The organism is Paenibacillus sp. EKM211P (genome assembly GCF_011066175.1).
In the GTDB taxonomy this organism is placed as follows: Bacteria; Bacillota; Bacilli; order Paenibacillales; family Paenibacillaceae; genus Paenibacillus; species Paenibacillus polymyxa.
In genome coordinates this window covers 145,596-158,894 of the sequence record NZ_JAAMNS010000003.1, presented here as the reverse complement: position 1 = coordinate 158,894, position 13,299 = coordinate 145,596, and the positions used below count along the sequence as shown (strand labels likewise).

12 protein-coding genes are annotated in these 13,299 nt (G+C 48.2%); 2 read left to right on the top strand and 10 right to left on the bottom strand.

Annotation, left to right across the window (positions count from 1 at the left end):
* Positions 1-10: 10 nt before the first annotated feature.
* The 5 genes from mmsB to G9G57_RS06580 form a co-directional block, all read right to left on the bottom strand.
* The gene (mmsB, locus tag G9G57_RS06600; protein WP_016821349.1) at positions 11-1,174 is read right to left on the bottom strand and encodes a multiple monosaccharide ABC transporter permease; all 1,164 of its coding nucleotides are present in this window, start codon (positions 1,172-1,174) and stop codon (positions 11-13) included.
* Positions 1,158-2,708 (bottom strand): multiple monosaccharide ABC transporter ATP-binding protein, encoded by a 1,551-nt coding sequence (gene mmsA / locus G9G57_RS06595; RefSeq protein WP_017426386.1) that lies wholly within the window; start codon positions 2,706-2,708, stop codon positions 1,158-1,160. Before mmsA ends, mmsB begins: the two co-directional genes overlap by 17 nt.
* A gap of 32 nt (positions 2,709-2,740) precedes the next feature.
* Positions 2,741-3,826, bottom strand: a complete 1,086-nt coding sequence (chvE, locus tag G9G57_RS06590; protein ID WP_017426385.1) for a multiple monosaccharide ABC transporter substrate-binding protein — start codon at positions 3,824-3,826, stop codon at positions 2,741-2,743.
* A 243-nt stretch (positions 3,827-4,069) separates the two neighbouring features.
* The gene (locus G9G57_RS06585; protein WP_064795514.1) at positions 4,070-4,396 is read right to left on the bottom strand and encodes a nucleoside triphosphate pyrophosphohydrolase; all 327 of its coding nucleotides are present in this window, start codon (positions 4,394-4,396) and stop codon (positions 4,070-4,072) included.
* Between the two features lie 45 nt (positions 4,397-4,441).
* Positions 4,442-4,945: a hypothetical protein gene (locus G9G57_RS06580; RefSeq protein WP_153794293.1), complete on the bottom strand. Its 504-nt coding sequence runs from the start codon at positions 4,943-4,945 to the stop codon at positions 4,442-4,444.
* 233 nt (positions 4,946-5,178) lie between these two features.
* On the opposite strand from G9G57_RS06580, the gene G9G57_RS06575 reads away from it, so the two are divergent.
* Positions 5,179-5,526 (top strand): helix-turn-helix domain-containing protein, encoded by a 348-nt coding sequence (locus G9G57_RS06575; RefSeq protein WP_016821354.1) that lies wholly within the window; start codon positions 5,179-5,181, stop codon positions 5,524-5,526.
* Between the two features lie 42 nt (positions 5,527-5,568).
* Here the strand turns inward: G9G57_RS06575 and hcp are convergent, their stop codons facing one another.
* The 4 genes from hcp to G9G57_RS06555 all read right to left on the bottom strand — a co-directional run bounded on the left by hcp (position 5,569) and on the right by G9G57_RS06555 (position 11,298).
* Positions 5,569-6,861, bottom strand: coding sequence for a hydroxylamine reductase (gene hcp / locus G9G57_RS06570; protein ID WP_017426382.1), 1,293 nt, complete (start codon positions 6,859-6,861; stop codon positions 5,569-5,571).
* 142 nt (positions 6,862-7,003) lie between these two features.
* Positions 7,004-8,305, bottom strand: coding sequence for a response regulator (locus tag G9G57_RS06565; RefSeq protein ID WP_113050931.1), 1,302 nt, complete (start codon positions 8,303-8,305; stop codon positions 7,004-7,006).
* Complete coding sequence (locus tag G9G57_RS06560) at positions 8,256-10,256, bottom strand: cache domain-containing sensor histidine kinase (RefSeq protein WP_102998635.1); 2,001 nt, start codon at positions 10,254-10,256, stop codon at positions 8,256-8,258. Before G9G57_RS06560 ends, G9G57_RS06565 begins: the two co-directional genes overlap by 50 nt.
* Before the next feature lie 34 nt (positions 10,257-10,290).
* On the bottom strand, positions 10,291-11,298 hold the full coding sequence (locus tag G9G57_RS06555; protein ID WP_164964679.1) for a substrate-binding domain-containing protein: 1,008 nt from the start codon (positions 11,296-11,298) through the stop codon (positions 10,291-10,293).
* 218 nt (positions 11,299-11,516) lie between these two features.
* Here G9G57_RS06555 and G9G57_RS06550 point away from each other — a divergent pair, with 218 nt between their 5' ends.
* Positions 11,517-12,740, top strand: a complete 1,224-nt coding sequence (locus G9G57_RS06550) for an acyltransferase (protein WP_025364200.1) — start codon at positions 11,517-11,519, stop codon at positions 12,738-12,740.
* 200 nt (positions 12,741-12,940) lie between these two features.
* Here the strand turns inward: G9G57_RS06550 and G9G57_RS06545 are convergent, their stop codons facing one another.
* Positions 12,941-13,195, bottom strand: a complete 255-nt coding sequence (locus G9G57_RS06545; RefSeq protein WP_164964678.1) for an aspartyl-phosphate phosphatase Spo0E family protein — start codon at positions 13,193-13,195, stop codon at positions 12,941-12,943.
* Positions 13,196-13,299: the final 104 nt, after the last annotated feature.

The window sequence follows — 13,299 nt, the reverse complement described above, 5'->3', positions numbered from 1 at the left end:
GAATATAAGCTTAGACTGATCTTTTGTTTTTGTTGTAAATATCGAAGGCAACCGCCAGCAGCAGTACCAAGCCCTTGATCCCTTGCTGCCAGTCAATACCGAGACCGATCAGAGACATACCGTTATTCAGTACGCCCATAACCAAGCCACCGATAATGGCTCCAAAAACCGTGCCGATTCCGCCCGACGCCGAAGCTCCACCGATAAAGCAAGCTGCGATGGCATCCAGCTCAAAGTTCGTACCTGCTCTCGGCGTAGCCGCGTTCAGACGTGCCGCAAAGATGAGACCAGAAATGGCAGCCAGTACGCCCATGTTGACAAATACCCAGAATGTTACTTTTTTCGTTTTGACACCAGACAGGCCCGCTGCCTTTTCATTTCCACCCAGCGCATACACATGGCGCCCCATAACCGTGCGGTTCATGACGAAGGAGTATACCACGATCAGGATGAACAGCAGGACGAGAATGTTCGGTATTCCCGCATAGCTCGCAAGCATGAAGGTAAACAGATTAATCACAGCAGCCACCACGATCAATTTGAGTACAAATAACACCTGTGACGGAACCTCAAATCCATATTTAAGCTGAGAGCGGCGTTCGCGAATTTCGTTCACGATAAACCATACCGTAAGTGCAATGCCGACAATGATGGATACCAGGTTATAACCGGTAGATGAAAAATCCGGCAGGAAGCCTGAACTGATTTTCTGGAATCCCCCCGGAAAAGGAGAGATCGATTGGCCTTCCAGCACGATCATTGTCAATCCGCGGAAGAGCAGCATCCCCGCCAAGGTAACGATAAATGCCGGAATCCGTACATAAGCGACCCAGAACCCTTGCCATGCCCCAATTAACGCTCCGACCAGCAAAGCTGCAATCACAGCGACCCACGCTGGAAGCTGCCAATCGACCATCATAATGGCGGCAACCGCACCGACAAAAGCGGCTATGGAGCCGACGGACAAGTCAATATGCCCAGTGATGATAACCAGCACCATCCCGATCGCCAGTACGAGAATGTAGCTGTTTTGCAGAATCAGATTGGTAATATTAATCGGCTTCAATAGCAAGCCGCCTGTCAGCACCTCGAACAAAATCATAATAACGACCAGCGCAATCATCATGCCATATTGGCGGATGTTATTTTTAAATAGTTTAGTTATGGTTTCCATGCTTCACGCCTCCTGACTTGGTCATATATCTCATCAACGTTTCCTGCGAAGCGTCCTCACGGCTAACCTCTCCGGTGATCCGCCCGGCATTCATAACATAAATCCGGTCACACAAGCCCAGTACCTCTGGCAGCTCGGACGAAATAACCAGTACCCCCTTGCCTTCAGCGGCAAGACGATGAATAATCGTATAAATTTCGTATTTGGCACCCACATCTATGCCGCGCGTCGGCTCATCCAGAATCAGAATATCCGGTCCGGCAAAAATCCATTTGCTCAGTACTACCTTCTGCTGATTGCCGCCACTCAGATTGCCCGTTTTCTGCAAAATACTCGGCGCTTTGATGTTCATGCTTTTTTTCATTTCCTCTGCAACGACGACTTCCTCCTGCTCATTAACTACAGCGCCTTTCGCCAGCTTGTTCAGACCGGTCAGCGAAATATTGCGCTTGATATCATCCATTAAAATGAGGCCGTACTCCTTGCGATCCTCCGTCACATAGGCAAAGCCGTTGTTAATCGCGTCTGTAACCGTGTTGTTCTGGATCGGCTTGCCGTCCTTAATCAGTTGACCCGAGATGTTGCGCCCGTATGACTTGCCAAAGATGCTCATCGCCAGCTCGGTCCGTCCCGCCCCCATCAGCCCGGCAATGCCGACAATTTCACCGCGGCGAATGTTCAGATTCACCTGATCCAGCACCTTGCGGTCCGCATGATGCTCGTGATATACCGTCCAGTCCTTCACTTCCAACACGACTTTGCCAATCTCGGCATGACGCTCTGGATAACGGCTGGTCAAATCGCGTCCAACCATCCCGCTAATGATCCGATCCTCTGTGACCTCATCCTTTCTCATATCCAGCGTCTCAATCGTCTTCCCGTCCCGCAAAATCGTAATCGAATCCGATACCTTTGCGACCTCATTCAGCTTGTGGGAGATCAGAATGCAGGAAATGCCCTGTTTTTTAAATTCCAGCATCAAATTAAGCAGATTTTCACTATCATCCTCATTCAATGCCGCTGTTGGTTCATCCAGAATAAGCAGCTTTACCTTTTTAGAGAGCGCTTTCGCAATTTCGACCAGTTGTTGCTTGCCGACCCCGATGTTCGTAACCAAGGTATTGGGGTTTTCACTCAACCCGACCTTGGACAGTAGCTCGCGTGTCCCGACAAAAGTCTCTTTCCAATCAATCACGCCACCGCTGGCGCGTTCGTTGCCCAGATAAATATTTTCTGCAATCGAGAGATACGGGATCAATGCCAGTTCCTGATGGATAATGACGATGCCCAATTCCTCGCTCTGCTTGATATCCTTGAACTCACACGTTTTGCCTTGGAAAATAATATCCCCTTCGTAGGTTCCATGTGGATATACACCACTCAGTACCTTCATTAGCGTCGATTTGCCCGCACCGTTCTCGCCGCACAGCGAATGAATCTCGCCTTCCTTGACCTTGAGATTCACATTTTCCAATGCCTTTACGCCAGGAAAGGTTTTGGTAATTCCCTTCATTTCCAAGATGATTCCAGTCATGGGATACGCTCCTTTCGGTTGGATTCTTACTCTTATTTCAGTCCGATTTGTTCTTTGGTGTAATAGTGACTGCCGACAATATCCTTCTCTACATTCGTCCGATCCACCGAGATTGGATCAAGCAAGTACGCAGGAATTACCTTTTTCCCGTTGTTATAGGATTTAACGTCATTTACTTCCGCTTGCTTGCCTTGTAAAATGCTGTTGGCCATCACGACCGTTTGCTCAGCCAGCTTACGGGTATCCTTAAATATGGTTTGGGTCTGCTCTCCAGCCACAATGGATTTGATCGAAGCCAGCTCCGCATCCTGTCCGGTAATGATCGGCAGTGGCTTGTTCGCTGATCCATATCCGACCCCTTTCAGGGATGAAATGATACCGATGCTAATGCCGTCATACGGAGAGAGCACCGCATCCAGATTGGCCCCTGAGTAGTAGGCACTCAGCAGATTATCCATCCGCGACTGTGCCAAAGCTCCATCCCATCGCAGTGTAGCGATCTGCGCCATCGTCATCTGCTTGCTGCGCACGACCAGCTTACCGGAATCAATGTATGGCTTAAGTACGGACATCGCACCATTAAAGAAGAAGTATGCATTATTGTCATCCGGCGATCCGCCGAACAGCTCGATATTGAAAGGGCCCTTGCCATCCTTGAGACCCAGCTTTTTCTCAATATATGCCGCCTGTAATACGCCCACCTTGAAGTTATCAAAGGTCGCATAATACGTCAGATACGGTGTGTTGCGAATCAGACGGTCGTAAGAAATGACCTGAATCCCTCGGTCGTGTGCCTTCTGAATTACATCCGTCAGCGTGTTTCCATCGACCGAAGCAATGACCATAACATTAACGCCCTTGGTGATCATGTTTTCGATTTGGGAAATTTGATTTTCCACCACGTCCTCGGCATACTGTAAATCCGTTTTATAGCCTTGCTCCTGAAACAACCGAACCATATTTTCTCCGTCCCCTACCCAACGCTCGGACGATTTGGTCGGCATGGAAATGCCCACATAGCCTTTTTCCTTGCTGCCCGTTCCACTCTCCGCCAGATTGCAGGCCGAAAGCATCAGGGCCAAAACCAGAAGCCAAACAACAACAGCTCCCTTTTTCATATGAAGTTCCCCTTTCCTCATGTGATGCAGGTCATTTGAAGGTAAGGATTTTGCAAAATCCTCAGGTCATTGCTGATTAAAATTGAAATGAGATAGCGCTTACATAAGCGAGGCGATGAGCACCTCTCTTTTTTTATGTGCAAACACATGGTATCATTCCAGGCCGGGGAAGGTCTTTGCAGGTTTTGAACCTTTTTTATAAAATTTTAACCTTTGTGGTGGGGGAGGTATTACTTAATGACGTTAAGCTTCGTCGACATCAATTAAGAACACCCGCTCCTGGAATCCTCCCCGGGCCTCGGCTTTGTCCGCCCGCAGCTTGTCCAGCTCGGGTACATTCGCTCCATGTACTTCTGCCAGCGCTCGGATGACTTCGAGCATATCCGCTAGTTCTTCCAGCGCATCCTGATCTTTGTCCGCTGCAAAATACTCCTCAGTCTCTTCACGAAGCTTCGTTCGCAGTTCCTGCTTATACTCCTCTAGGTCCAAAATGCGTGTCCGACATTCCTTACCTTGAGACATAATGATATGCGGGATCCGATCCCGCACCAGCTTGTTGTATGTAGGCATTTCAAATAACACCCTTTCTGATATGAAGTTTAAAAATTCAACAATTTAATTGAACGGGTTTTCTTTAAAAATAGACGGATACCGCTTCGATGGATTCGTTATGATACGCCGCGATAGACGTTCTAGAATAGAGTCTGTTTTATACAGCAACATGTCTACTTCCTCCAGCTTCATCGTCTCCCTGGATGCTTCTTCCTCTCCGGAGACCAGATAATGCATGGTACCCATAAACAGCACCATATCTAAACACGGCTCCGCATCCGAGCGAATTAGTCTAAGCAGATCGTTCATGGATAGACTAATGGATAAAGGCATGATTTGATTTCGATGTACATAAATGGCCTTCGCCATAGAAAACATAGCGCGATCACAAAGAATGAGGCAATTTAGCCATTGATTATGATCACGCATCATCTGGGCAAGCTGCATTTGGTATTGGGCAAGCTTTTGAAAATCCATCATGCAATTCAATATGTGGTTGTCACTATACTTAGGCAATTTGAAATCAGCTTCACTATGTAGTTGGGGACTTAAGGAGTAGTGTTTCATGAGGAATCAACTCCTGAATTTAAATTTCATAAATAAGGGTTTTGCAAAATCCTGAAACAAATGTGAGCAACGTAGCATATCATTAGAGCACTAAAATGTATAATTTTCTAGCTATCGGACAAGCTTCATAATGAATATTACTATATAGTAGTTTTTAATTCAATTTACTTACTAACGCATATTAATTAGATGTAACTCTTTCTCTACACTTCTAACTATAGAGAGGTGTATTCATGTCAGAACTATTAGAATTAGTCGGTACACGTATTCGAGATATTCGAAAGTCTAAAGGGCTTTCCCAAGAAGCTTTAGCCGAAAAAGCAGGTTTCAATTCGAGTTATATTGGTTTCATTGAGCGTGCGGAGAGAAATATATCTTTGAAAAATCTGGAGAAAATAGCGAAGGCATTGAACGTGGGCGTCTATCAATTGCTTACATATGTGAAGGAAAATGATGAGCTTACCGAAGAAGATTCGAGTATAAAAGCCATTTTGTCTCTCCTAAGAACTCGTGAAACCAAAGATACTGAGCTGGCCTTAAAGATTCTTACGGATATATTTATTAGAATGGATGAACGATGAAACAAAAAAAGGAACTGCACTCTGCAGTTCCCCACCTACCTCTTACGACAACGCCAGCATCGCTTTCATATCTTCCTCTGCGGTCGTAATTAGCTTCAAGCCAAACATCTCCACCAGTACATCCAGTACACCCGAAGAAATAAACTCAGGCGGCTTTGGCCCAATGCGAATATCCTGGATGCCAAGGCTGAACAAGCCTAGCAGGATGGCAACTGCTTTTTGCTCAAACCAGGACAGCACAATGCTGACAGGCAGCTCATTCACCGTACAACCAAAAGCATCCGCTAAAGCCAGAGCGATTTTCACAGTAGAACCGGAATTGTTGCATTGCCCCAAATCAATATAACGTGGAATGCCAGTATCTCCAACAGTGCCGTAGTCCACATCATTAAAGCGGAATTTACCACAGGACGTGGTCAAAATGACCGTGTCATTCGGCAAGGATGTCGCCAGCTCGCGGTAATAGTTGCCGCCTTTGCCTGGTGCGTCACAGCCCGCGATGACGAAGAAACGGCGGATATGTCCGTCTTTGACGGCCTGAATGATCTCAGGTGCCAGCCCGATGACCGTCTCATGATGGTATCCTGTCGTAAGCACCTGTTCCGAGTCTACATCAGCGGCTGGCAGGGCCAACGCGCGTTCAATTAGTGGAGAGAAGTCGTCGTTCACAATTTTGGCTACACCTTCCAGCCCTGCTACTTCATAAGAGAAGAAGCGGTCTGCATATGTGCCTTTAATCGGCATAACACAGTTGGTCGTGGCAAGAATCGCGCCCGGGAACTCCTCGAACAATCTGCGTTGATCGTACCAAGCCTTGCCGATATTGCCCTTCAAATGTGCATATTTCTTCAACGCCGGATAACCGTGCGCTGGCAGCATTTCCGAGTGGGTGTAGATGTTGATGCCCTTTCCTTCGGTCTGCCGCAGTAATTCCTCCAGCGCGTACAGATTATGTCCGGTCACGACGATGCATTGGCCTTCAATTTTATTTTGGCTGACGGTAATCGGCTGCGGGATGCCAAAACGATCCGTATGGGCACGATCCAGCACATCCATGATCCGTACAGCTGCATTTCCGACCTTCATTGCCATCTCCAAATGCTCTTGTACATTAAAGTTTGAATTGGTTAAGGTCATATATAACGCTTCATGCGTGATCCGATCCACCTCAGGATCGGTATATCCCAACTGACGAGCATGTGTTGCATAGGCAGCAATCCCTTTTAATGCAAAAATCATTGTATCCTGCAAGCTCGCTACTGTCTCATTTTTTCCGCACACCCCGATGACTTTACACCCGCCACTCGGCGTCTGTTCACACTGATAACAAAACATATCGTTTTCCTCCAAATATTGATAGATATTTGTTCGTTATCTACAGCGTAACAAACCCCTGAACGTGCGGGTGTGATTACACACACACTTTTTAGCCAGATTATCATGAGAGGGCGCAAGGCAATTCCGCAATCCAACATTCCTATTCCGACGAATTTTCCTGAATTCCCCCGCCCTTACGGTACTGCACAGGAGACACGCCCATGGCTTTTTTAAAAGCAGTGCTAAAATAGTGCTGACTATCGTATCCCGTACGTTCTGCTATATCAAGCACAGACAATGTCGTAGAGTCCAGCAGCTGCACTGCTTTGCGGATACGGGCACGCGTGACGAGGGTCACGAAGCTGTCGTTGAGCTCCTTTTTGAGCACACGGCTGAGATATACAGCCGATACCTGTAGCCGCGAGGCAAGAGCTTCCAGCGTCAGCTCGCGATCGGCATAACCTTCCTGAATAAGCTGCCGGGCCCGGCGTACGATGGGCGATAGCTGCGCTTCACCGTACACCCGGTCCCGGCTCACCCGGTACGCATCGATTGCGCCTTCAAGCCCACCCTCGTTGGACTCCACATGTGTGTGAACCGCTATATTCAGGTAGCGTCCAATGGCCTGCTCTATAGAAGCGCCGATCGTCTCGGGTGCCTCCTGCCACAGGCATATGCCGATCAGCCCGTTCGCATCGCGAAACAACACATGCGATCGATCCTCCAGCAGTTCGCCAATAATATTTTCGGCGGCGAAAAGAAACAACTGGCGATCATTCTCACGCATAATTGTCTGCCTCGCCTCTGCCGCTGGCCACCGTACCGCGCCGATTTGAACAGGCGGCCGGGATGGAAGACGTAAAAACGCCAACTGCTCCATGACGTCTTTTCCCGTGTGCTGTCCTTCCAGCCATTCCAGGCAAAACCGCTGACGCAGCAGCGGAATATTCCGTTCAATCTGCCCGGCAGCTTGTTCTACATAGGCGGCGCGTTTGTGCTCCTCGTCCAGTCGCTGACGAAGCCGTGACAATGCAGCGTGAAGCTGATCCGCATTTACCGGCTTCAGAATATAATCTTCTACGCCAAGCCGTACAGCTTCCTGTGCATAAGCAAATTCATCATGCCCGGAAATGATCAGACAACGGCACTCCGAGCGTCCTTCCCGCAGCCGCCGAATCAGTTCAATTCCATCCATGAATGGCATATTCATATCGACCAGCACGATGTCGATGCTAAGCTGACCAATCAGTTCCAGCGCTTCTTCACCGTCCTCTGCCTCTGCTACAACCTCCATGCCCAGAGCCGTCCAGTCTAGGCAGTCCCGAATCCCCTCACGGATGATCGGCTCATCATCTGCGATCAATACTTGATAACGTTTAGCCGTCCCTATCGTCACTTCTGGTATGGCTTGGTCAATCAGACTCGCCGTTGTCGCGTTGTCTGTTCCCTTGGATTTCGTCATCCTGACCCTCTCCTTCGTCATAAGGCTTCTTCAGTTGCGCCATATCCAGCAGCAACGGATGAGTGATTGTAACGCAGGTACCTGTCCCTTCTTTACTGTCCAATGTAATTCCATATTCCTCGCCAAAAGACAATCGGATACGCGCTTGTACATTCAGCATGCCGTAGCTTCTGCCATTTGTACGAACTTCCTTTTGTTTCCGTCTTCCTTCCATCGCCTCCAGCGGTATTTCCAGCCATTCACGCAGCTCACGCAGACGCTCCGCCGTCATCCCTGCACCGTCGTCACGTACCGTCAGCAGCAGCTTGCCGTCCTCGGCTTTAGCTTCTACACAAATCGTGCCTGGACCACGTCTGGCCTTAATGCCGTGGTAAATCGCATTTTCCACCACAGGCTGAAGCATAAGCTTCAACACAAACAGATCCTTCAGCCCGTCGGGTACATTTAATTCCCAGCGAAGTCGGTCACGATAACGGGTTTGCTGGATTTGCATATAGCTTGAGATATGCTCAATCTCAGAGCGCAGCGGAATAAAGTCATCCCCTTTGCTCAGCCCAAGGCGGAACAATCTCGATAACGCCCCCACCATATCGGATACGTCGTCTGCTCCATTTTTTCGGGCCATCCAATGAATTGTATCTAGCGTATTGTATAGAAAATGCGGCTTAATATGCTCTTGAAGACTGCGTAGTTCGGCATCCCGTTTTTGTCGTTCCCTCAGTTCGCTAAGCGACATGAGACGGCGGATTTGCTCCAGCATCCGGTTAAAGCTCCGGCCCAGCATTCCGATTTCATCCCCGCGCTCACTCCATTGGCGAACCGTAAGATCCCCCGTCTCTGCCGTACGCATATAAGACATAAGCCGGAAAATTGGCTGCGCGATAGAGCTGGACAATCGCAAGGATGCCGTTAAGCCAAACAGACATACAATGAAAACAAAACAGACAACGTAGAACTGAATTTGCCGCACTTCCAGTGTAGATTCGCGTGCCGGGAATACTCCCACGGTTCTCCAGCCCGTGAACTCGGAAGCCTGGAACATGAACAGCAATTCCCTGCCTCCGGCTTCACGGGTAAACATCCCGCTATCCTCTGGCCCGAACCATTGCGGCGGAATGCGCTCAATCAAAGGCATATCTGGCATATATACACTGCGTCCCTTGGCATCTGTCACCATGACATACCCGCTTTTGCCCAAGGTTACATCTCTGGCAGCTTGCGACACAGCCCGCAGCTTAAGATCAATCATAATTACACCCAGTACATGTCCTGTCTCCGAATCCGTGACCGAACGGACGACAGAGACAATTTCACTGTCCTTGTACCGGACATGAGTGGTCACATTACGGTGACTTGGCTGTCCCAGCACAGTGAATATCCCTGCATGCTGCGCCGCCTGTGTGTACCAGTCTTCTTCCGTCAGACTGCGTGTGCTTCGAGCATACATTTCATTGCTGATATAATCTCCTTTTTCGTTCACGATCAGAATCCCGGCAATTTCAGGATATAAAGTGGTAAAGCCCTGCAAAAATTGCTTCATTTCATACAAGGTATCCTGCTCCTGTACGGAACTTACAACCTGCTTGGAGCCGGGAGCCTGGTTAAGGAGAGGTTTCTTGGCTCGCTCCCCCTGATTTCCCGGCATTACACTACTCGTATGACCCGCGTGACCATCAGCCAGCGTCCGCCCTTTCCAAAACTCCCCAATTTCAGGATTAAACGCAATCAGATACGTCATGTTCTGTAAATTTTCCATTTTGGTATCCAGTGCTTCGTTCACCTTGCCAATTAACTGCATCGTATGGTTTTCCACCTGCCGCTCAATAATCCGTTCCACCGTCCAATTCACCAGCAGGCCTAGTCCCAGTGAAGGCACGATGCCAAACAGCAAGAACAGCACCATGAGCTGATAGCGTAAAGGCATATTGCGCAAGCGTAACCTCGGCATCATTTGATGCATCCCTAAGTGGATGCGCTTCCAATATTTATTTTGCATAGTAATCATCTACATTCGCTCGGGTGACGACGGAAATCCCAGTATCCACCCGCACGGGCAGCGGGGTGTTATCTCCAGACGAAGAAGGTGCAGGAATCGTCAAATGATGATGCAGATGGAACAGATATTGAAGTGACCAATAGCCCATATTCCATGTCCCTTGGGCAATCGTTGCCGAGATGGTCCCATCACGAATCATATCCAGTGTCGCTTTATTCGTATCAAAAGAAATAATTTTTAGCGGATGACTGCCTTTTTGGCTCAGTGCCGCCTCACCCACACCTGTTCCTCCGGTGGCTTCGGTCACAAAAATACCCGCCAGTTTCGGATAAGCCTTCATCAACCTTAGCGATTCATCCCTGGACACCATCACGTCAGCACGACCATCTACCACTTCCACCACCTTCATGGCAGGATACTGCCGCTGAATGGTATCGCGAAAGCCGCGCGAGCGTTCCTCATGATTTTGCTGCCCCGGCAGTGTCAGAACAGCGACTTGGCCTTCACGTCCCAACAGCTCAGCCATTTTTTCCGCAGCGGTCACGCCCGCCTTATAATTATCCGTACCCAAAAATGTATACGCCCGGCTCCCCGGCGCTCCAGCGTCAAACAGCACGACAGGAATGTCCGCATCCAGTGCCTTATTAATGACCGGGATCAGGGAGTGGGGATCAATCGCTGATATGGCAATGCCTGCGGGTTTACGGGCAATCGCCTGCTCAATGACCGTCGTCTGCTCCTGTGCATCATACCGGGTAGCCCCCCGATACTCCACCGTTACCCCCAAGGCATCCCCAGCATCCTCGAAGCCCTTGAGCCCGCTTTTCCAATACTCCAAACCGGACTGGAACGTAATCATCATATACGTTTCTCCGATACTGCCTCGTAGCCCTTTTTCCTCCCAAGCTCCATTCAACCGCCCGGTTTGTTCATATCTGAACACATAGAGAGCAAAGGCTGCAATCAGCAGCATGTACACCAGCAGCGTTTTCTTCATCCTTCCTCTCCTCTTCCTGTGCGTATCCTTAAGTTATAAATTCACTTTAATTTATTCTGGTTTCACTTAGATTGTAAACGCAATCATATTAAATTGGAACTACTTCACTCTTCTTACTTTCAGGTGGCGTTAATCCTGCACTAATGTTCCTACGGTACAATACCTACAATTGTGCTAGGAAAAACATGTGCGAATCTTGAGGAAAAGGAGTGATATGGATGAGCAAGCCGCGTATCGCAGAGTGGACAGAACTACGGGGTCTTGCCTACCTCGCTGTCGTGCTTCAGCATTGCATTGGCGAATATATTTATCGCAGCGACATCCAACAGCCGGATTCCGTTATGCTCGCGATGCTGTACCATTTGACACGTTTTGGCACACCGACGTTCGTTTTCCTGTCTGCGGCGCTGTTATTTTATAATGGTAACAAACCGATTGGCTATTCCCGTTATATTGGCAGACGGTTTCGAGATATTTATGTTCCTTTTCTCTGCTGGACGGTTGTCTATTGGGTGTGTACTCAGAACTGGTCAACCGCGCAGTGGGGAAATTTATCCTTTTACAAAGGTATGTTCGAGGAAATGATCATCCCTGTCAGCGGATATCATCTATGGTTTGTGGTCATGATCTTTCAGTTTTATATTTGGTTTCCTTTATTTGCAAAAGCAACCGAGCAGATTCGAACGTTTCTACGTCGTTATAGCACCAAAAAGCGCAAGCAGCTTGTTTTGGCTGTGATGCTGATTGCTGCTGCGGCTTATGCGTTGCTGTTACAATGGTCCTACTATGACATGTCTGCATGGAGCGCTTGGTTGCCGTCCTTTGGGCAGACTTTGTTAGATTACCGCACTTATAACTTTGTTATGTATTTTTTCTATTTTATGCTGGGCGCAGTGTGCGCCTATATGACGGACACCTGGCGGGGATTGGCCCAGCAGACGTTGCCATGGAATGTATTTGTCTTTATCGCTCTGTTCATGCTCATGGGTCATACGATGCTGATCCAGTCGGGCGATACGATCAATCTCAATATTTCTACCTATCTGAAGCCAAGCACCTTCGTACTGATTGTCTCGCAGTTGCTTTTGTTGTATGGGCTGCTACTTCATCTGCAAAAAGACCAGCGTTCCGAGCCGTTTCGCCGTATGCTAAACTGGATCGGACGCTATTCCTTCGGAGGATATCTGGCCCATGCGCTCGTGCTGTCCTTCATATCCTTTTACACCCGTCCGCTTGCCCTAGGGGATCATCATTTTACAGCTACGCTCATTACGTTTGTCGTCGTGGCAAGTGCTTCTCTCGGTATCAGCTGGCTCTTTGCCCATCTGCCTGGCGGCAACTGGATTGTTGGCTCAAAAGGCAGACAGCGATTGAACTGGCGGCTTCATTTTCAGTTCCTTTCCTCCAAACGTGCTTCCAAAAGCACGCAGGAGCTTGGCTAATCTTCTGCCCCAGCGTTTCAGCATAGGGATTCAAATACCGTCAAAGGCTTTTGCAGGGCTCACGTATTGAGCTCTGCTTTTTTGCTGTCTAAGTGTGATGAATCATGTTCCAAACTGATTAACATTTTATGACATGGATATGTATTTTATTTTAAAATAAGTCATTATATTGAATAATTATAAGCATTACGTGGGAGAAATCACAGTTTTGCATAATAGGAATGGGGGGATGAACTCAGCATACCATCGTCGTTGTTAAGGATCTGGTCCAAAACTTGGTGAGGCTGCTTCCTGGTCTGAAACATACGGTTGAACTGATTAATCAGTTCATCCAAACGCATAGACTGCTCCAGTACACAGGCATGTCCTAGGCCATACTCTGCGTAAAGATCATGCATGTGTTGTCTGGCATGTTCCATTTGTTGAATTAACGTTACCTTTTCATCCTTGTTCATCCTACATACCTCCTCTGAATTTCATTTTAAGAAGGGATGTACAAATAGGCCAAGATCAATTTTGAAGCAAAAAATTACAAAATAATACAAAAAGAGACCAGCAA

What these genes read in the sequence shown, in the direction of transcription:
- mmsB (WP_016821349.1), bottom strand. Translation starts at nt 1,174, where the DNA reads ATGGAAACCATAACTAAACTATTTAAAAATAACATCCGCCAATATGGC.
- mmsA (WP_017426386.1), bottom strand. Translation starts at nt 2,708, where the DNA reads ATGACTGGAATCATCTTGGAAATGAAGGGAATTACCAAAACCTTTCCT.
- chvE (WP_017426385.1), bottom strand. Translation starts at nt 3,826, where the DNA reads ATGAAAAAGGGAGCTGTTGTTGTTTGGCTTCTGGTTTTGGCCCTGATG.
- G9G57_RS06585 (WP_064795514.1), bottom strand. Translation starts at nt 4,396, where the DNA reads ATGCCTACATACAACAAGCTGGTGCGGGATCGGATCCCGCATATCATT.
- G9G57_RS06580 (WP_153794293.1), bottom strand. Translation starts at nt 4,945, where the DNA reads ATGAAACACTACTCCTTAAGTCCCCAACTACATAGTGAAGCTGATTTC.
- G9G57_RS06575 (WP_016821354.1), top strand. Translation starts at nt 5,179, where the DNA reads ATGTCAGAACTATTAGAATTAGTCGGTACACGTATTCGAGATATTCGA.
- hcp (WP_017426382.1), bottom strand. Translation starts at nt 6,861, where the DNA reads ATGTTTTGTTATCAGTGTGAACAGACGCCGAGTGGCGGGTGTAAAGTC.
- G9G57_RS06565 (WP_113050931.1), bottom strand. Translation starts at nt 8,305, where the DNA reads ATGACGAAATCCAAGGGAACAGACAACGCGACAACGGCGAGTCTGATT.
- G9G57_RS06560 (WP_102998635.1), bottom strand. Translation starts at nt 10,256, where the DNA reads ATGATGCCGAGGTTACGCTTGCGCAATATGCCTTTACGCTATCAGCTC.
- G9G57_RS06555 (WP_164964679.1), bottom strand. Translation starts at nt 11,298, where the DNA reads ATGAAGAAAACGCTGCTGGTGTACATGCTGCTGATTGCAGCCTTTGCT.
- G9G57_RS06550 (WP_025364200.1), top strand. Translation starts at nt 11,517, where the DNA reads ATGAGCAAGCCGCGTATCGCAGAGTGGACAGAACTACGGGGTCTTGCC.
- G9G57_RS06545 (WP_164964678.1), bottom strand. Translation starts at nt 13,195, where the DNA reads ATGAACAAGGATGAAAAGGTAACGTTAATTCAACAAATGGAACATGCC.